We start from the raw sequence: 18,853 nt of genomic DNA, 5'->3' as shown, positions 1-18,853 counted from the left end.
GGCGAACCTGTCGTCACTGATGGGCGCCGCGGTCGAGGACGGCTTGGTCGCGCGGAGCGTGTGCTCGTCGAAGGCGGTGCGGCCACCGGCGCTCGACGTCGAGCAGGTGGTCCCGTGGACCGCCGAGCGGGTGCAGGCGGTTATCGACGCGCACCCCGACCGGTGGCGCGCCGTGCCGGTCGTCGCGGCCGGCTGCGGGTTGCGTCAGGGCCAGGCGTTCGGCGTTCGTGTCGCTGACGTGGCGTTCTTGCGCCGGCAGCTACTCGTGCGCCCCGCAGGTCAAGATTGTGAACGGCAAGGCGACGCTGGCGCCGCCCAAGCGCCGCAAGACGCGTGACGTGCCGCTGTCGACCACCGTCGCCGAGGAGCTGTCCGAACGCATCGACCAGTACCCGCCAGGCGACGGCGGGCTCGTGTTCACGACCCGTGAGGGCGGGCCGCTGACGCGCAGCTACTACAACCGGCGCATCGGGCGGCCGGCGCTCGAGGCGGCAGGCGTCGAGCGCTCACGGGCCAACGGAATGCACGCGCTGCGGCACTACTACACGAGCGCGTTGCTGTCGCAGGGTGTGTCCATCCGTGCCGTTGCGGCGTACCTCGGACACGAGGACCCGGGGTTCACGTTGCGCGTCTACGGCCACTTGATGCCGGACGACGACGACCGAGCGCGCGCCGCGGTGGACGTCGCGCTCGGTCGTCGTGCGGACCAGGTGCGGACCAGCGAGGCCGATTAGGCGCGAAACCGCTGGTCAGCGGCCTACAGCGTTAGATGTCGTAGTACATGTGGAACTCGTACGGGTGTGGCCGCAGGCGGACCTGTGACACCTCGGAGTCCATCTTGTAGGTGATCCAGCCTTCGATGACGTCCTCGGTGAATACGCCGCCCTCCAGCAGGTACTCGTGGTCGTCGGCGAGCGCCGACAGCGCCTCCTCGAGGCTGGCAGGCACGCTCGGCAGGCTCTCGAGCTCCTCGCGTGGCAGCTCGTAGATGTCCTTGTCGACCGGGTCCGGTGGCTCGATCTTGTTGCGGATGCCGTCCAGTCCCGCCATGAGCATGGACGAGAACGCCAGATAGGGGTTGCACGACGGGTCCGGCACCCGGAACTCGACGCGCTTCGCCTTCGGCGACTGCGAGTACAGCGGCACCCGGCACGCGGCCGAACGGTTGCGCTGGCTGTAGACCAGGTTCACCGGCGCCTCGTAGCCGGGCACCAGCCTACGATAGGAGTTGGTCGTCGGGTTGCTGAATGCCAGCACGCTGGGCGCGTGGGTCAGCAGGCCGCCGATGTACCACCGCGCGAGGTCGGACAGGCCCGCGTATCCGGCCTCGTCGTAGAAGAGCGGCTCGTCGCCGTTCCACAGCGACTGGTGGGTGTGCATGCCCGAGCCGTTGTCCTCGAAGATCGGCTTCGGCATGAACGTGACGGTCTTGCCGTACCGGTGCGCCACGTTCTTGACGATGTACTTGTAGAGCATCAGCTTGTCGGCAGTGCGCAGCAGGGTGTCGAAGCGCATGTCGATCTCGGCCTGACCAGCGGTGCCGACCTCGTGGTGCTGCACCTCGATCTCGACGCTCGCCCTCTCGAGCTCCAGGACCATCTCGGACCGAATGTCCTGGTAGTGGTCCATCGGCGGCACCGGGAAGTAGCCCTCCTTGTGTCGCGGCTTGTAGCCGAGGTTCGGGCCCTCGTCCTTGCCGGTGTTCCACGCGGCCTCGACCGAGTCGACGTAGAAGTAGGAGCACGCCGGCGTGGTGTCGAACCGCACGTCGTCGAGGATGAAGAACTCGGCCTCGGGTCCGAAGTAGGCGGTGTCCGCGATCCCGGTGCCCGCCAGGTGTTGCTCGGCCTTCCTGGCGATGTAGCGCGGGTCACGGCTGTAGGACTCGCCGGTGACCGGATCGTGGACGAAGCAGTTGATGTTGAGCGTCGGATGCTGCCGGAAGGGGTCGACCTGTGCGGTGTCGGGATCCGGGATGAGGATCATGTCCGATTCCTGGATCTCCTGGAACCCGCGGATCGACGATCCGTCGAAGCCCAGGCCGTCGGCGAACACGTCCTCCGTGAGCTCGTGGGCCGGAACGGAGAAGTGCTGCATCAGTCCCGGAAGGTCGCAGAAGCGCAGATCGATGAACTGGATACCCTCTGAATCGATCCGTGCCAGTACGTCGTCTGGTGAACTCGCCAACGTTGCTCCTCTCGTGCGATGGACGCGGCGCTCGACTCGCGCGACATGTACGAAACCATAGACCTACATGGCGCACGCCGTGACCGCGCTGTCTGTGCGCGCCCGTGCACCGTAGTGCGCGCGATTGTCACAGCCATTACTCGACTGTTTCTGCGCCGTTACATCGCCGCGGACCGCACGCCGGCCTCGACGGTCGGCAACGATGTCACGCCGGACGGTGCCCGCACACTGGTCCGTGCAGCATGCTACGCACGGGTCAGTGGTCGTTTCGGCCGTCGCTGTCGCCGTCGTCGTGCGATGCGGGCGGCGCGGTGTCGTACTCGCCGGTGCGCGCGCGCGGACGCGCTCGCTCCCGTTCCCGGGAACGGACTGGCTCCCGCTCGGGTCCACGCTGGGCGATCGCACCGTTGCCGGTCGCGGCGTCGTCCGCCTCGGTCGTCGCCTGCTCGTCGCGGACCCAGACGACCGTCTGCGGGAAGGGGATCTCGATCCCCGCGTCGTCGAAGGCGGCCTTGATGCGCAGGCGCAGCTCGCGGCTGACGGACCACTGCTGCGCAGGCACGACCTTGAGCACGATCCGGATGAGGATCGCGCTGTCACCGAACGCCTCGACGCCCCACACGTCGGGCTCCTCGAGGATCAGGCCGCGCCACGAGGCGTCGGTCCACAGGTCATCGGCCGTCTGCTTGATGATCGAGATCGCCTCGTTGAGATCGGTGCCGTAGGCCACCGGGATATCGAGCAGCGACCGTGACCACTGCTGGCTCAGGTTGCCAACCCGCGCGATCTCACCGTTGGGCACGTGCCACACGACGCCCTCGACGTCGCGCAGGCGTGTGGTGCGCAGGGTGATGCCCTCGACGACGCCGGTCGCCGGTCCCACATCGACGATGTCACCGACGCCGTACTGGTCCTCGAGCAGCATGAAGATGCCCGACAGGAAGTCCTTGACCAGCGACTGCGACCCGAAGCCGAGCGCCACGCCGACGATCCCTGCACCGGCGATCAGCGGTCCGAGCTCGATGTCGATCGTCTTCAACGACGTGACCGCGACGAACACGGCGGCGGTCCAGATGACGAGGCTCGTCACGCTGCGCAGCACGTTGCCGAGCGTCTCGGTGCGCATCGCGGCTCGGGCCGGGTCGATCGACTGGGTCGACGCCAGCGACAGCCGCTTGCGGCCGGTGCCGACGCGCTCCTGACGCTGCTCGACCATGTCGCGGACGATCGAGCGGATGGCCTTGCGGGCCACCCGGACGAGAAACCAGGCGACGAGGAAGATCAGCGCCGTCATCAGGATGTCGGGGATGAGCACGCCCAGCAGCTGCGCCACGAACGGGGGCCAGTCGCGGTCGAGGAAGAACGTGCAGGGGAAGCTCTCCCGACACGCCTGCCGCGCTTCGTCGCTGACGTTGACCTCCTGTGCCAGCAGAAGACCGGTTGCCGCGGCGTTGGAGAACCACACGAGCGCTCACCTTCTCATGCGCGTAGGTGGAATGTTGAGCAGCCCGGAACGTTAGCGCCGGAGCGGGCGGGTGTCAGCCCGCGAGCCCCACCGGATCCGGTCGTCGCCAGACACCGGCGCGCTCGGCCTGCCGACCTGCTCGGTACGACGATCTGACGAGTGGGCCGGACTCGACCCACGCGAAGCTCATGTCCATGCCGATGCGGCGGTAGCGCTCGAACTCGGCGGGTTCGACGTAACGCTGCAGCGCGAGGTGGCGGTGGGTCGGCTGGAGGTACTGGTTGATCGTCAGCAGCTGGCAGCCGACCGAGCGCAGGTCGCGCATGGCCTCGATCACCTCGTCGGTGGTCTCGCCCATCCCGAGCATCAGGTTCGACTTGGTCGCGCTGTTGGACCAGGACCGCGCACGGTCGAGCAGTTCGAGGCTGCGGTCGTAGCGGAAGCCCGGGCGCACGTGGCGGAACAGCCGCCGCGGTGTCTCGAGGTTGTGTGCCAGCACCTCGGGCTCGGCGTCGAGTACCATCCGCAGGGGTTCCTCGCGGCCGCGGAAGTCGTCGACGAGCAGCTCCACGCCGCAGTGGGGGAGCCGCCGCTTGATCTGGCGGCAGGTCTCCGCGTAGAGCCAGGCCGCCCCTTCGGGCAGGTCGTCGCGGGCCACACCGGTGACGACCGTGAAGTTCAGGCCCATCTTCGCGACGGCGTCGGCGACCCGGCGGGGCTCGTCGCGGTCGTACTCCGTCGGCTTACCGGTCGCGATCTCGCAGAAGCCACAGCGCCGCGTGCACTCCGGTCCACCGATCAGCACCGTTGCATCGCGGTCCTCCCAGCACTCGTGGATGTTGGGGCAACCCGCCTCCTCGCACACCGTGTGCAGGTCGTTGTCGCGCATCGTGCGCTTGAGGTCACGGTAGTTCGGGCCGGCCAGCGGGACCTGTCGCTTGAGCCACGACGGCTTGCGCTGGGCGACCGACGGCGCGTCGACGACCGTCAGCCGCGTCGCGCCGTCGGGGATGATCGAAGTCACGGGTGCCAACTTCCCGATCGTGATGGGCGTGGACGGACAAGTCTAGGGGCGGGGCGCCGGCGCCGGGCCGGCTCGGAGGCGGTCGTGCGCACCACGTCACGCCGCCCGCGACGTGACGTCGAGGTCCGTGCGCGACCCCCAGCGGACAGGCCGTCTGAGCGCGTCGGCCAGCGCGTCGACCAGTGCCGCGCCGACATCCGGGACCGTGGCGGCCACCCCGAGCGACGCAAGCGAGCACACTCCGCCTTCGGTGATGCCGCAGGGCACGATGCCGTCGAAGTGGGCTAGGTCGGGACGGACGTTGAAGGCCAGGCCGTGGCTGGTCGACCCGCGCTGGACCCGCACGCCGACCGCAGCCAGCTTGTCGGACCCGACCCATACGCCGGGCCGCGACCGTTCGGCGTGCGCTGTGATCCCAAAGCGGGCGGCGACCGCGATGCAGGCGTTCTGCAGCCCCTCGACGTGGCTGCGCACCCGCCTGGGTCCCGACAGGCGGAGCAGTGGGTAGACGACGGCCTGCCCCGGTCCGTGATAGGTGACGTCGCCTCCACGGTCCGCGCGGACCAGCGGGATGGTCGAGGCGTCGCGCACGTTGCCGAGGTCGGCGTGGCGCCCGGCCGTGTAGACGGGCGGGTGCTCGCAGACGAGCAGGACGTCGCCGATCACGTCGGCCGTCCTGGCGGCGGCCAGGCGGTGCTGCAGGTCCAGCGCGACGCCGTAGCCGATGCGCCCGAGGTCGACCGCGATCACGGCCGGTTCCCCGTGGCCCGCCTAGACGCCGAGCTCGGCCTCCCAGTCATGGGTCTCGACGACCTCCTTGACGTCGGTGACGTAGCGCGCGGCGTCGGCACCATCGAGGATCTGGTGGTCGTAGGTCAGGCACAGGTACACCAGGTCGCGGATCGCGATGGTGTCGCCGAGGCCGTCGTCGACGACCTTCGGGCGCTTCTGGATCGCACCCGTACCCAGGATCGCCACCTCCGGGTAGTTCAGGATCGGAGTGTCGATCAGCACACCGCGGCTTCCGGTGTTGGTCACCGTGAAGGTGCCGCCCTGGATGTCGGACATCTCGAGCTGGCCCTTGCGGCGCGCCCTGCCGGCGACATCGGCGATGTTGCGGGCGAGCGCTGCCAGCGTCAGGTCGTCGGCGTTCTTGATGTTGGGGACCAGCAGGCCCTTCTCGGTGTCGACCGCGATGCCCAGGTTCACGTACTCCCGGTACAGCACCTCGCCGGCGTCCCAGTCGACCTTCGCATTGACCGTGGGGTGCCGCTTGATCGCGAGGATCGCCGCGCGGACGAGGAACACGAACGGTGAGAGCGAGGCGCCCTCCCGCCGCTTGAACTCGTCCTTGTGCTGGGCCCGCAGCCGCATGATGCGGCTCATGTCGGCTTCCTGCACCGTCGTCAGCTGCGCCGTGTTGGTCAGCGACTCCTGCATCTTCGCCGCGATGCGCTGCCTGATCCGGCTGAGCTTCTCGACGCGTTCACGCTCGCCGGGCTCGAAGGCCGGGCCCTCCTCGGCCGCCTCACGCTTCTTCGGCTTCGACGGCTTCGCGGCCTTCGCCTCGGTCGGGGCGTCCGCCCGGCCGGCGGCGCCACCGCTGCCGATCGCCGCCTCGACGTCGTCGCGGGTGATGCGCCCACCCTGGCCGGAGCCCTGGATCTGCTCGGGATCGAGGTCGTGATCGGCGATCATCCGCCTCACGATCGGGGACATGAGCGCGTCGCCGCCGGCCACACCGCCGTTGCCGGTGCTCGCGGTGCCGGCGCGGGCCGGGCGGGCCTCCTCGCTTGGGGCGCGCTGGTCGGCCTCGGTGTCGGTCGCGGCGTCCTCGGTGGCCTCCGCCTCCTCGGCCGCCGTGTCGCCGGACACCTCCTGATCGCCGCCGCCATCCGAACCGATGATGGCCACGACGGTGCCGACTTCGACGGTCTCGTCGACGTCGACCTTGATCTCCTTCAGGATGCCACTGGCGGGTGACGGGACCTCGGTGTCGATCTTGTCTGACGACAGCTCGAACAGCGGGTCGTCCTCGCTGACCTCGTCGCCGACGTCGACCAGCCACTCGGTGATCGTGCCCTCGGTGACAGACTCGCCGAGCTCCGGCAGTGTGACTTCAGTGGCCACGGGTGCGCTCCTTTGTGTTCACGAGGGCATGTGTTCGGTCGAACGCTTCATGGTCACCCGTGCAGGCCCATGCCGACGAGCGCCAGGTGGGCCTCACCGACGGCCTCCGAGAGTGTTGGGTGCGGGTGGATGAACTGGCCGACCTCCATCGGCAGAGCCTCCCAGTTGTAGATGAGCTGCCCCTCGGCGATGAGGTCGGTCGCATGAGGACCGACGATGTGGATGCCAAGCACCCGCCCCCCGTCGGGCTCGGCGATGACCTTGACCTGGCCGCCCTCCTTCATGCCCATGGCGCGGGCATTGTGAGAGTAGGGGTAGGTGCTCGTCTCGTACTCGATGCCCTGCTCGTCGAGGTCCTGCGAGTTCCAGCCGACGCTGGCCACCTCCGGGTGGCAGTAGGTCACCCGGGGCACACCCTTGTAGTCGATGGGTGCGGCGCTCCGGCCCGCAGCGAGCTGCGCGACGAGCCTGCCCTCCTGGAACGACGAGTGGGCCAGGCCCAGCGTGTACAGCGGCAGGATGTCGCCGACGGCCCACAGCTTGTCCGGTCCCGGACGGCAGTACTCGTCGACCACGACGTAGCCGCCGTCCAGCGTCACGCCGGCGTCCTCGAAGCCCATGTCCTCGGTGACCGGGCGGCGGCCGGTGGCAACCATCAGTGTGTCGCCTTCGATCTGGGACTGCTCGCCCTTCGCGTTCTCGACGGTTGCCCGCAGGCCGCCGTCGCCTCGCTCGACCTTCACGAGCTTCGTCTTCGCCTGCACGTCCATCCCGCGGCGTCGGAGCAGGCGGTTGAGCATCTTCTGGCTGTCGACGTCCTCGTTGGGCACGACGTTGTCGAGCATCTCGACGATCGTGACATCGGCCCCGAACGCGTTCCACACCGTGGCGAACTCGACGCCGATCGCGCCGGCACCCAGCACGATGGGCTTCTCGGGCATCCCGTCCATGTACAGCGCGTGGTCCGAGTTGATGATGACCTCGCCGTCTATCTCGGCACCCTCGACCGGCACGTCACGCGGGACCGATCCGGTGGCCAGCACGAGACCACGTGAACCGGTGATCGTGCGCTCGCCCTCGTCGGTCTCGACCACGACGGTGTTGGCATCCTTGAGCACGCCACGGCCGATGACGGTCTCGACCCCCTTGCTCTTCATCGTCGCCTGCAGGCCCTTGTAGCTGGCGTTGACGACGCCATCCTTGAACTCATGCAGGGCCGGGACGTCGACGCCGTCATACGACGCCCTGACCCCGAAGTCGTCAGCATGCTGCGCGTGCTCTGCAACCTGTGCCGCGTGCAGCATCGACTTGGTCGGGATGCATCCCCAGTGCAGGCAGGTGCCACCGACCTTGGCCTTCTCGACGAGCGTCACCTCCACCCCGAGGTTGGCGGCGAACAGTGCGGTCGAGTACCCGCCGGTACCTCCACCGAGCACGACCAATTCGGTGGTCTCCGACATGTTCCAGCTCCTTGCGTCGCGGTCGCGGGGGCACCGGGGATGATCTTAGCCAGGGTGTGAATGCTTTAGGCTCCCCATTTTGAAACCGTCCCCGCGGTCACCGACGGCCGGTCCGCCCCCTAACGGGCGTCGTCCAACCCCACGTACCGAAGGAACCCCATGCCCTCCGATGCGGCCTTGCGCCAGTCCCCGTTGGATGACCGACACCGTGGCCTCGGTGCGAAGCTGACCGCGTTCGCTGGGTGGGAGATGGCACTGGACTACGGCAGCGTCGTGGCCGAGCATGATGCGGTGCGCACCGCGTGCGGCGTGTTCGACCTGTCCCACCTCGGCATGTTCACGGTGGCCGGTGACGGTGCCGCCGACGCGCTGCAGCACGCCTTCACCAACGACATCGAGCGCCTGCGCACCGGGCGCGCCCACTACACGCTGTGCTGCGACGACCGCGGGGGGATCGTCGACGACCTGCTCGTGTACAGGCTCGACCACGCCTACCTGGTGATCTGCAACGCGGCCAACGTCGACGCGGTCCGGGCCAGCGTCGCCGACGGTCCTGGCGACCCGCGGATCGTGGACCGCAACGACGCCTACGCGTGCATCGCGGTCCAGGGGCCCGCATCGGTCGACGTCGCGCTGACGGCCGGTCTGGACGTGCACGGCATGGCGTTCCTCGACTGCCGCCCACTGGACGTGCCGTCGCCCGGCCCAGCCGCGAGCGACACGGGCGCCGCCGCGGTCCACGAGGACTTGGACGAGGGCCTGATCGCACGCAGCGGCTACACCGGGGAGCGCGGCTACGAGGTCGTCGTGCCGGCCGCCCGCGCGGGCGACCTGTGGGACCGGCTGCTGGCTGCTGACGGCGCGGCACCGGCGGGACTGGGTGCCCGGGACCTGCTGCGCCTGGAGATGGGTTACCCCCTGCACGGACACGAGCTGCACACCGGCACGACCCCGGCAGAGGCGGGCCTGTGGTTCGCGGTGGCCGCCGAGACCGACTTCCGTGGTGCGGGGCCGGTGCGCGCTGCCCACGAGCAGGTCACCCGCAGGCTGCGCGGGCTGCGCGCCACGGGACGCGGCGTACCGCGCGCGGATCAGGCTGTCCTCGTCGACGGCGCCGAGGTGGGGCGCACGACGAGTGGGTCGTTCTCACCGACGCTGGGCACGGGGATCGCCTTGGCATACCTTGACGTCTCCGTCGCCGTCGGCGACCACGTCGTGATCGACGTGCGTGGACGCGAGCTGCCGGCGACGGTCGTGCGTCCGCCCTTCGTCGACGCCGATCCACGGGACTAGGTCGTGCCCCGAACGAGCTCGATCGGTCGTTGCAGGTGGCGGGTGCCATGAAGGTCGTGGTGGCGCCGGACAAGTTCGCCGGCACGATGTCGGCCGCGCGCGCCGGTGACGCGATCGCAGCGGGCTGGCGGTCGGTGCGGCCCGACGACGAGGTCATGGTCGTGCCGATGGCCGACGGCGGGGCCGGGACGCTCGACGTCGTGGCCTTCGCCGTGCCCGACGCTGACGAGATGACAGTCGAGGTCGCGGACGCGCGCGGCCGGGCCCGCACCGCGCGGTGGTTGCGCCTGCCGGACGGCCGGGCCGTCATCGAGGCCGCGGAGGCCTGTGGCCTGGCCTGGCTCGACGAGACGCAGCGCGATCCGCTTCTGGCCACGAGCTACGGCGTCGGTCAACTACTCGACGCCGTGGAGCGGACGGGGCACGCGGAGATCCTCATCGGTCTCGGCGGCAGTGCGACCAGTGACGGCGGCGCCGGCATGGCTCTGGCGCTGGGCCATCGGCTGCTGCGCGCGGACGGCAACGGCGTGAAGGTCGGAGCGCGGTACCTCGTGGACCTCGACCACCTGGAGCTGGCCGCGCGCACGGGGCCGCCGATCACCATCGTGAGCGACGTCGACAACCCACTGCTGGGCGCGCGTGGCGCGGTCGCGGTCTTCGCCCCGCAGAAGGGCGCGGGCGCGGACGACCTTCCGGTGCTCGAACGGGCGCTGGCGCACTTCGCCGACGTCGTCGAGCGCGACGTGCCCGGCGGGCCGTGGCGTGACCTCGGCGGCGCCGGTGCGGCCGGCGGGCTGGGTTTCGGGCTCATGGCGTTCTGCGGTGCCAGCATGGCCAGCGGCGCCGCAGCCGTTGCGGACCTGGTCGGGCTCTACGGCCACATCCGCGGCGCCGAGGTCGTCATCGCCGGCGAGGGGCGGCTCGACGACCAGACCCTGTCCGGCAAGACCCCGGCCTTCATCGCCAGTGCGGCGCGCGACGCCGGCGCACGCGTGCTCGCGGTTGCCGGGCAGGTGAAAGGGCGCGGCGCCGAGCTGTTCGACGACGTCGCGGTGCTCGGCGCCGGCGGCCTGGACCGGCCGGTCGAGCTGACCCGCGAGCGCGCGGCGGACCTCGCCTCCCGCGTCTGACTACCGTGTGTGGCAGCTGGTGCCGGTGTGCCGGTGTTGGGTGCCACGCTGCGGGGTGGGTGACAGCTGGTGCCGGTGACACGGCCTTCACTGCCACGCTCGGCGCGTGGGACTACGCGGCGATGTCGGCTGGCGTCGCCCCCGTTGCCGCGATCAGGGCCTCGGGAGCGATCGGGAACACCGCGTGCGGGGTGCCGGCGGCGGCCCAGACCTCGTCGAAGGCGAGGAGGTCACGGTCGATGAACGTGGGCAGCGGCTCCGGATGGCCGAATGGTGCCACGCCGCCGACCGGGTACGAGGTCGCAGCGCGCACGGTGTCGGCATCGCACCGCCGCACGCCGGCGCGACCCGTGGCCGCCTCGACCTTGCTGTAGCTGACGCGGTTGTCGCCGCTGGTCAGCACCATGAACGGACCCGCGTCGGAGTCGAGCACCAGTGACTTGACGATCGCGCCGACCGTGCAGCCGATCGCGTCGGCGGCGTCCTGAGCTGTCCTGGTGCCCTGCGCGAAGTGGCGGACGGTCAGCGTGAGGCCTTGCCGGGCCGCCGCGTCGATCACGCGCACGGAGTTGCGGTGGAGGTCCATCGGCCGGCAAGCGTAGCTCCCCGGCACGTATCAGACGCGGACGGTCGGGCCTCGGACGGGGCGTCCGGCGGCATGGGCACCCGCACGCCACATGTGGGCAGGTGCTGCCGAGGTCGCTGTGGGACCCACGCGCGATGGTGCGGGTCACACCGGACGACCGGACCTGCCAAGGGCACAGAGGAGACCGCCATGACCGCCACGACCACCGCCATCCGCCTCCGGCCGCTGCGGCACGGCGAGGCCGGCCCGGTCGACACGGTGTTCGACGGCATGTCCTCGCACAGCCGGCACCTGCGTTTCCACGGACCCCGGCCACGGCTGACCGAGGCGATGCGGCGCATGCTGACCGACGTCGACGGGCGGCGGCACGTCGCGCTGGTCGCGGAGGCCGTCGAGGGCGACGCCGTCGTCCCGATCGGCATCGGCCACCTGATCGCCATCGACGAGACCACCGCCGAGGTCGCGTTCTCGGTCGTCGACGCCTGGCACGGCCACGGCGTCGGCCGGCGGCTGCTGACGGCGCTTCGCCACCGCGCAGTCGACCTCGGCTACGCGTGGCTGCGGGCCTACGTCATGGTCGGCAACCGCGCGGCGTCACGTCTGCTGTGGTCGGTGCTGCCCAACGGCGCGGCGCGCCGGGAAGGGATGGCCCACGAGTTCACGGCGCCGCTGCCCTCGCGTGTGCACACCGTTCCCGTGGCGCTCGCAGTCTGAGCCGCCGCGGCGCCGGGACGGTCGCGCTCATCCGCCGGGTGCCCGCTAGAGTGGAGGTCAGCGGACACAGACACCGCCATGACCCCGTGGGACCGAAAGGTCGTACCAGCTGATGAGCGACGCAACCGCCACACCGACCAGCGTGCAGGACCAGGTCATCACCCTCACCGAGGGTGCGGCGACCAAGGTCCGCGAGCTGATGGACCGCGAGGAGTCGCCGGAGACCATCGCGTTGCGGGTCGCAGTGCAGCCGGGTGGCTGCTCGGGCATGCGCTACGCGCTGTTCTTCGACGATCGGCAGCTCGACGGTGACCGGATCGACGACGCGCACGGCGTGCCGGTCCGCATCGACAAGATGTCGGCGCCGTACCTGCGCAACACCACGATCGACTGGGTCGACAGCCTCCAGGGGGCCGGCTTCTCCATCGACAACCCCAATGCGCAGAGCACGTGCGCCTGCGGGGACAGCTTCCACTAGCACGCGGGCATCGCCGGCGCGATGGCCGGACGCGCGTCGGCGGCCGGAGTGACCCGTCGGTCGGGTCCGACGCGCGACGGTCGGCGTCGCAGTCATCGGATCCTGACGGTGAAGCGCCAGGTGCCGCCGTCGTCGACCGCTTCGAGCAGCTGGTGGCGGTTGAGCCGGCACCACACCGGTACGTCCACCCGTGCGTTCGGATCGTCGGCGAGCAGCACGACCAGATCCGCGATGCCGTCGTCGATCGCCTGTGCCAGCTCGATGATCGGGCGTGGACACCGCGTGCCGCGGGCGTCGACCGTGGTGGAGACCTCCATGCCCGTGATGTCCGTTCTCCGTCGGATGCGGCCCACACCGGCACGGCGGGCACGCACGGCTTTCCGTGGCGGTTCACTACTATGGTGACCGTTCCGCACAGTGACCTCCAACGAGGATGCTTTCCATGACCACCAAGACGGTCGAGCAGCGCGACACCGTCACCATCCGCTTCGCGGGCGACTCCGGTGACGGCATGCAGCTGACCGGCAACCGCTTCACCTCGGTCAGCGCCCTGCTCGGCAACGACGTCGCGACGCTGCCCGACTTCCCGGCCGAGATCCGCGCTCCGGCCGGCTCGCTGCCGGGCGTCTCGGGGTTCCAGCTCCACTTCGCCGACCACGACATCCTCACCCCTGGCGACGCTCCGGACGTGCTGGTCGCGATGAACCCCGCCGCCCTCAGAACCAACGTCGAGGACCTGGAGCCGGGCGCCACGATCATCGTCAACAGCGACGCCTTCTCGGCGGGCAACCTGCGCAAGGCCCGGTACGACACCAACCCCCTCGACGACGCGTCGCTGTCGGCGTTCAACGTGGTCGGTGTGCCCCTGTCGACGTTGACGGTCGGTGCGCTCGACGACACCGGACTGAACAAGAAGGAGAAGGAGCGCGCCAAGAACATGTTCGCGCTCGGGCTGATGTCGTGGATGTTCAGCCGACCGACCGAGCCGACCATCGAGTGGGTACGTGCCAGGTTCGGCGCCCAGCCGGAGCTCGCCGAGGCCAACATCACCGCGTTCAACGCCGGCTTCGCCTTCGGTGAGACGACCGAGCTGTTCGCGCACAGCTACGAAGTGGCGCCCGCGGAGCTGCCGCCCGGGCGGTACCGTCAGATCACCGGCAACACCGCGATCGCCTACGGCCTGGTCGCCGCAGCCGAGCGGAGCGGCCTGCCCCTGTTCCTCGGTGGCTACCCGATCACCCCGGCCAGCGACGTGCTGCACGAGCTCGCGCGGCTCAAGCACTTCGGCATCCGCACCTTCCAGGCCGAGGACGAGATCGCCGGCGTCGGTGCGGCGCTGGGTGCCGCGTTCGCCGGCAGTCTGGCCGCGACGGTCACGTCCGGGCCGGGTGTGGCCCTCAAGGCCGAGACCATCGGCCTGGCGGTCAGCGTGGAGCTGCCACTGCTCGTCCTCAACATCCAGCGCGGCGGGCCGTCGACGGGCCTGCCGACCAAGACCGAGCAGTCCGATCTCCTGCAGGCGATGTACGGGCGCAACGGCGAGGCGCCCGTGCCGATCATCGCGGCGTCGACGCCGGGCGACTGCTTCTACGCGGCCATCGAGGCGGCCCGCATCGCGGTGACCTACCGAACACCCGTGTTCGTGCTGTCCGACGGATACCTGGCCAATGGCGCCGAGCCGTGGCGCGTCCCGGCCGTCGACGAGCTGCCGGACCTGTCGCCTGCGGTGCAGTTCGCCGACGGTCCCAACCACGACGGTGAGTTCTGGCCGTTCCAGCGCGATGCCGAGACCCTCGCGCGGCCGTGGGCGATCCCCGGTACCCCGGGCCTTGAGCACCGGATCGGCGGACTGGAGAAGGCCGACGGGACCGGCAACATTAGCTACGACCCCGACAACCACCACCGCATGACCGAGCTGCGCGCCGCCAAGGTCGCCCGCGTCGCCGAGACGATCCCGGCGCTCGAGGTCGACCACGTCGACGGCGCCCGCCTGCTCGTCCTCGGCTGGGGGTCGACCTACGGACCGATCCGCGCCGCGGTGCGGCGCGCACGCGCCGACGGGCTGCCCGTGGCCGTGGCCCACCTGCGCCACCTCAACCCGTTCCCGACGAACCTCGGGAAGGTGCTTGGCAGCTACGATCGCGTGCTCGTGCCCGAGATGAACAGTGGCCAGCTCCAGCGCCTGCTGCGTGCCGAGTACCTCGTCGACGTGCAGGGCTACCACCGTGTCAGTGGCCTGCCGTTCACGACGGCCGAGCTCGTCGACGCCATCTCCCATCAGCTGAAGGGTCTGTCGTGACCGACACCGCCATCCGCAACGACGCAGCCAGCGCCCCGTTGCCGCTGACCAAGAAGGACTTCTCCAGCGACCAGGAGGTGCGCTGGTGCCCCGGGTGCGGGGACTACGCGATCCTGGCCAACGTGCAGGGCGTGATGCCGACGCTGGGCATCCCGCGCGAGAAGATTGTGTTCGTGTCGGGCATCGGGTGTGCGGCGCGTTTCCCGTACTACATGGAGACCTACGGCTTCCACTCGATCCACGGGCGGGCGCCCGCAATCGCCACCGGCATCAGCGCCACGCGCCCGGACCTGAAGGTCTTCGTGGTCACCGGTGACGGGGACGCCTTGTCGATCGGCGGCAACCACCTCATCCACGCGATGCGCCGCAACGCCAACCTGACGATCCTGTTGTTCAACAACCAGATCTACGGGCTCACGAAGGGCCAGTACTCGCCGACCAGCGAGGTCGGCAAGATCACGAAGTCCACGCCGATGGGGTCGCTGGACCACCCGTTCAACCCGGTCAGCGTGGCGCTCGGCGCTGAGGCGACGTTCGTCGCGCGATCGATCGACAACGAGCGCCAGCACCTCACCGACATGCTCACACGTGCGGCGAGCCACGAGGGCACCGCGTTCATCGAGATCTACCAGAACTGCAACATCTTCAACGACGGAGCGTTCGACGCCGTCCGGAAGAACCGTCCCCAGCAGATCCGGCTTGAGCACGGCCGGCCGATCCGCTTCGGCGCTGACGACGAACTCGGGGTCGCGCTGCGGCGCACCGGGGAGCTCGAGATCGTCGAGGTGGATCGCGTTGGCGAGGACGCGCTGCTGGTCCACGACGCGCACCGCGACGACCCGGGACTGGCGTTCATGCTGTCGCGGCTGTCCCACACGCCGGTGGGCTCGACGCCGATCGGGCTGTTCCGCCAGGTCGAGCGGCCCGTCTACGGTACCGAGCTCAGCGCCCAGGTCGACACTGCGATCGCGCGCCGTGGCGCCGGCGACCTGGCAGCGCTGCTGGCCGGACCCGACAGCTGGATGGTGAACTGAGCGATCGCACCGCGACCGCAGCGGCATGACCGATGACACCGAGGAGGCCGGCGCGCGGACCGAGCTCGGTGAGGTGGCCGCGGCCGCGGCCGACACGCGGTTCGCTGCGGGTGAAGGTCAGTCGCACGACTTCCGCTCGCACACGGACGCCGAGGTCGACATCGAACGGGCCACGGGAGAGGGCCGGCCGGTCGCCGAGCACGACCCCGAGCTGGAGGGCACGTTCCAGGCCGCGGTGGAGGAGGGCACTCTGCGGCTGCGCCGCAGCCTGCCGACGCTGCTGGCGACCGGGCTCGTCGGCGGCATCGACCTGTCGATCGGGGTCATCGCCCTGATCGTGGTCGAGCACGAGACCGGCAGCACCCTGCTCGCCGCGCTCGCGTTCACGATCGGCTTCATCGCGCTGACGCTCGCCCGCGGCGAGCTGTTCACGGAGAACTTCCTGGTGCCGGTCACCGCGATCATCGCGCACCAGGCCCGCGTGCGTGAGCTCGCCCGGCTGTGGATCGGCACGGGCGCCATGAACCTGGTCGGCGGCTGGCTGGTCATGGGCTGTTCATCACCTCGATGCCCGACCTTGCACCGACGGCGATCGGGATCGCCGAGCTCTACCCGGACATGGGCGTGTCCTGGCAGGCGTTCGCACTCGCGATCCTCGGCGGCGCCGTCATCACGGTCATGACCTGGATGGAGCGCAACTGCGACACGCAGGGCCCACGGGTGGTGGCGGCCATCGCCGCGTCGTTCGTGCTCGCCGCCGTCCCGTTGAACCACGTGATCGTCAGCTCGCTGGAGATGTTCGCCGCCTTGCACGCCGGTGCATCGTTCGGCTACCTCGACTACGTGGCGGTGACGGTCTGGTCGATGCTCGGCAACACCGTCGGAGGGCTGCTGCTCGTGACCCTGGTCCGCCTGTGCAGGTCGGACGCGGTTCCGATCGAGCAGGCGCGGCGCACGCCGTTCCGTCGCGTGCATCCCGCGTCGACCGGTGACGACGACCATGGGACCGACGGTGGGCACGGCCAATGAGGGGCGTGCACACCTGTCGAGGGCGCCAGGCCGGCGGGTGTGCCATGATGCGCGGCGACGCGTCGCGCGGATGCCACCATGGTCACCGTGGCCCCCCGCACGCACCCGCCGTCAGGTGGGGGCTTGGGCGCGACCTTCGTCCGACACGTGAGCATGACGTAGGGAGTCGGGTGTGAAGATCCTGCTGGTCTCGGGCGGTCCGTCGCTGACGCGACAGGTCACGACGGCGCTGCCTGTCGATGCCGAGGTGGTCGAGGTGCGGACGCCCCAACGCGGCCTGGCCGTGCTCGACGAGGGCGAGCACACGTTCGACGTGATCCTGGGAGACGCGGACACGCACCCGACCGGAGGCTTCTACCTCGTCCGCGAGGTGCGGGCCAGGATGACCGACGGGCAGGAGGTCCCGCCGGTCGTGTTGATGATCGCCAGGCCGCAGGACGAGTACCTGTGCCGCTGGGTGCAGGCCGACGCGTGGATCGTCAAGCCCGTGGATCCGTTCGATCTCGCGGACGTGCTCGCCGCCGTCGCCAGCGGTGCAAACGTCCCCGCCCTCCCCGGCGTCGGCGTGCTCGGTCACGCGCCGCGGCTCGGGCCCGGCGGCGGCGTGACCGCGGACCGGACCACGCTGGGTGGCACCCGCGCCGAGCTTCCGGCCCACCGTCAGGGCGGCGGCTCGTGACGGCGGCCGCAGCCACCGGAGCGCCCGGGGACACGTCGACGCCACCCGTGGCCCTGGCGGACATCACCGACCGCCTGCTGCGCGGTACCAACCTGTCGCAGGCCGACGCCGAGGCGGCCATGACGGCGATCATGGACGGGTCGACCTCGGCCGTGCAGATCGCAGGCTTCCTCGTGGCGCTCCGGGCCAAAGGCGAGACCGCCGCCGAGATCGCCGGGCTCGTGCGCACCATGCGCCGGTTCGCCATCGCCGTCCCCGTCGACGGTCCGACCGTCGACACGTGTGGCACCGGCGGCGACCGCTCGGGCACGTTCAACATCTCGACCGTCGCGGCTGTGGTGGCCGCCGCGGCCGGTGCGCGGGTCGCCAAGCACGGCAACCGTGCGGCCAGCGGTCGGTGCGGGTCGGCGGACCTGCTCGAGGCCTGGGGGGTCGCGGTCAGCCTGCCGCCCGACGCGGTCGTGCGCTGCATCGACGAGATCGGCATCGGCTTCTGCTTCGCGCAGGCCTACCACCCGGCCATGCGCCACGTCATGCCGGCCCGCCGTGAGCTCGGCGTGCGCACGGTGTTCAACTTCATGGGCCCGCTGGCCAACCCGGCGGGCGCGGCGCACCAGACGGTCGGCGTCAGCGATCCGGTGATGGCTGAGCGCATGGCACAGGTCCTCGCCGAGCTCGACACCACCCATGCGCTGGTGTTCCACGGCCACGACGGGCTGGACGAGCTGACCACGACGGGGCCGTCGCGGATCTGGGAGGTCCGCCGGGGTGCGCTCGAGGCCTACGAGCTCGACCCCGCAGACCTGGGGATCGCCCGCGCGGACGCCGGGGACCTGGTGGGTGGCGGAGTCGAGACGAACCGCGCGATGGCCGACGCCGTGCTCGAAGGCAAGTCGGGCCCGACGCGAGACGTCGTCGTGCTCGCCGCGGCGGCCGCCCTGTACGCCGCCGACGTCGTCGACGATCTCGCCGCCGGCGTGCCTGCGGCGGCCACGGCCATCGACACCGGGGCGGCACGGGAGGTGCTCGACCGGTGGGTCGCGCTGTCCCAGGAGCTCATCCCGGCGTGACGTCGCCGCGCCGCGAGGCCTCTGCGAGGGCGTCGGGGTGTCCGGCTAGGATCGCGCGATGGCCCGCCCCGAGGTGACCCAGGAGCCGCGCCGGTACGGCACGTTCGAGGGCGTCTTCGTCCCCACGCTGCTCACGATCCTCGGTGTGATCCTGTACCTGCGGGTCGGCTGGGTCGTCGGCAACGCCGGACTGCTCGGTGCCGTGGGGATCATCCTGCTCGCGTACGGCATTCACGGGGGCGACGGGCCTGTCGATCGCATCGATCTCGACCAAC

Annotated in this window: 20 protein-coding genes; 12 read left to right on the top strand and 8 right to left on the bottom strand. The window is 70.3% G+C overall.

The window, feature by feature from the left end; all coding sequences use genetic code 11:
- Together VK923_03280 and VK923_03275 are read left to right on the top strand one after the other, a co-directional pair.
- Nucleotides 1-337: hypothetical protein (locus tag VK923_03280; GenBank protein ID HSJ43689.1), on the top strand; the 337-nt coding region annotated here is incomplete at its 5' end.
- The gene (locus VK923_03275) at nt 288-734 is read left to right on the top strand and encodes a tyrosine-type recombinase/integrase (GenBank protein ID HSJ43688.1); all 447 of its coding nucleotides are present in this window, start codon (nt 288-290) and stop codon (nt 732-734) included. The genes VK923_03280 and VK923_03275, both read left to right, overlap by 50 nt.
- A 31-nt stretch (nt 735-765) precedes the next feature.
- Here the strand turns inward: VK923_03275 and glnA are convergent, their stop codons facing one another.
- From glnA to lpdA, 6 genes are all read right to left on the bottom strand, one after another.
- The gene (gene glnA, locus VK923_03270) at nt 766-2,187 is read right to left on the bottom strand and encodes a type I glutamate--ammonia ligase (GenBank protein ID HSJ43687.1); all 1,422 of its coding nucleotides are present in this window, start codon (nt 2,185-2,187) and stop codon (nt 766-768) included.
- Nucleotides 2,188-2,443: 256 nt separating this feature from the next.
- Entirely contained in the window at nt 2,444-3,652 is a 1,209-nt protein-coding gene (locus tag VK923_03265) for a mechanosensitive ion channel family protein (GenBank protein HSJ43686.1), read from the bottom strand.
- A 73-nt stretch (nt 3,653-3,725) separates the two neighbouring features.
- Nucleotides 3,726-4,676, bottom strand: coding sequence for a lipoyl synthase (lipA, locus tag VK923_03260; protein ID HSJ43685.1), 951 nt, complete (start codon nt 4,674-4,676; stop codon nt 3,726-3,728).
- Between the two features lie 96 nt (nt 4,677-4,772).
- Nucleotides 4,773-5,426, bottom strand: coding sequence for a lipoyl(octanoyl) transferase LipB (gene lipB, locus VK923_03255; protein ID HSJ43684.1), 654 nt, complete (start codon nt 5,424-5,426; stop codon nt 4,773-4,775).
- A 21-nt stretch (nt 5,427-5,447) separates the two neighbouring features.
- Entirely contained in the window at nt 5,448-6,806 is a 1,359-nt protein-coding gene (gene sucB, locus VK923_03250; protein HSJ43683.1) for a 2-oxoglutarate dehydrogenase, E2 component, dihydrolipoamide succinyltransferase, read from the bottom strand.
- Nucleotides 6,807-6,859: 53 nt separating this feature from the next.
- Nucleotides 6,860-8,266 (bottom strand): dihydrolipoyl dehydrogenase, encoded by a 1,407-nt coding sequence (gene lpdA, locus VK923_03245; GenBank protein HSJ43682.1) that lies wholly within the window; start codon nt 8,264-8,266, stop codon nt 6,860-6,862.
- 159 nt (nt 8,267-8,425) lie between these two features.
- Here lpdA and gcvT point away from each other — a divergent pair, with 159 nt between their 5' ends.
- On the top strand, nt 8,426-9,559 hold the full coding sequence (gene gcvT / locus VK923_03240; GenBank protein HSJ43681.1) for a glycine cleavage system aminomethyltransferase GcvT: 1,134 nt from the start codon (nt 8,426-8,428) through the stop codon (nt 9,557-9,559).
- 47 nt (nt 9,560-9,606) lie between these two features.
- Nucleotides 9,607-10,689 (top strand): glycerate kinase, encoded by a 1,083-nt coding sequence (locus VK923_03235; GenBank protein HSJ43680.1) that lies wholly within the window; start codon nt 9,607-9,609, stop codon nt 10,687-10,689.
- 112 nt (nt 10,690-10,801) lie between these two features.
- On the opposite strand, the gene VK923_03230 is transcribed toward VK923_03235, so the two are convergent.
- Nucleotides 10,802-11,275, bottom strand: a complete 474-nt coding sequence (locus tag VK923_03230; protein HSJ43679.1) for a YbaK/EbsC family protein — start codon at nt 11,273-11,275, stop codon at nt 10,802-10,804.
- 189 nt (nt 11,276-11,464) lie between these two features.
- Here VK923_03230 and VK923_03225 point away from each other — a divergent pair, with 189 nt between their 5' ends.
- Nucleotides 11,465-11,989: a GNAT family N-acetyltransferase gene (locus VK923_03225; GenBank protein HSJ43678.1), complete on the top strand. Its 525-nt coding sequence runs from the start codon at nt 11,465-11,467 to the stop codon at nt 11,987-11,989.
- A gap of 112 nt (nt 11,990-12,101) precedes the next feature.
- Nucleotides 12,102-12,467 (top strand): iron-sulfur cluster assembly accessory protein, encoded by a 366-nt coding sequence (locus VK923_03220; GenBank protein HSJ43677.1) that lies wholly within the window; start codon nt 12,102-12,104, stop codon nt 12,465-12,467.
- A 92-nt stretch (nt 12,468-12,559) separates the two neighbouring features.
- On the opposite strand, the gene VK923_03215 is transcribed toward VK923_03220, so the two are convergent.
- Complete coding sequence (locus VK923_03215; protein HSJ43676.1) at nt 12,560-12,784, bottom strand: sulfurtransferase TusA family protein; 225 nt, start codon at nt 12,782-12,784, stop codon at nt 12,560-12,562.
- A 125-nt stretch (nt 12,785-12,909) separates the two neighbouring features.
- Here VK923_03215 and VK923_03210 point away from each other — a divergent pair, with 125 nt between their 5' ends.
- From VK923_03210 to trpD, 6 genes are all read left to right on the top strand, one after another.
- A complete protein-coding gene (locus tag VK923_03210; protein ID HSJ43675.1) occupies nt 12,910-14,766 on the top strand; it encodes a 2-oxoacid:acceptor oxidoreductase subunit alpha in 1,857 nt (618 codons plus the stop codon).
- Entirely contained in the window at nt 14,763-15,800 is a 1,038-nt protein-coding gene (locus VK923_03205) for a 2-oxoacid:ferredoxin oxidoreductase subunit beta (protein ID HSJ43674.1), read from the top strand. Before VK923_03210 ends, VK923_03205 begins: the two co-directional genes overlap by 4 nt.
- A 25-nt stretch (nt 15,801-15,825) precedes the next feature.
- A complete protein-coding gene (locus VK923_03200) occupies nt 15,826-16,482 on the top strand; it encodes a formate/nitrite transporter family protein (GenBank protein ID HSJ43673.1) in 657 nt (218 codons plus the stop codon).
- Entirely contained in the window at nt 16,425-16,829 is a 405-nt protein-coding gene (locus tag VK923_03195; protein HSJ43672.1) for a formate/nitrite transporter family protein, read from the top strand. The genes VK923_03200 and VK923_03195 overlap by 58 nt, the downstream gene beginning before the upstream one ends.
- A gap of 172 nt (nt 16,830-17,001) precedes the next feature.
- Nucleotides 17,002-17,508: a hypothetical protein gene (locus tag VK923_03190; GenBank protein ID HSJ43671.1), complete on the top strand. Its 507-nt coding sequence runs from the start codon at nt 17,002-17,004 to the stop codon at nt 17,506-17,508.
- Nucleotides 17,505-18,578, top strand: a complete 1,074-nt coding sequence (gene trpD / locus VK923_03185) for an anthranilate phosphoribosyltransferase (protein HSJ43670.1) — start codon at nt 17,505-17,507, stop codon at nt 18,576-18,578. Before VK923_03190 ends, trpD begins: the two co-directional genes overlap by 4 nt.
- Nucleotides 18,579-18,853 lie beyond the last annotated feature (275 nt).

Source organism: Euzebyales bacterium (genome assembly GCA_035461305.1).
Taxonomy (GTDB): Bacteria; Actinomycetota; Nitriliruptoria; order Euzebyales; family JAHELV01; genus JAHELV01.
The sequence above is the reverse complement of the archived record's forward strand: the minus strand, read 5'-3'. Positions and strand labels throughout refer to the sequence as shown.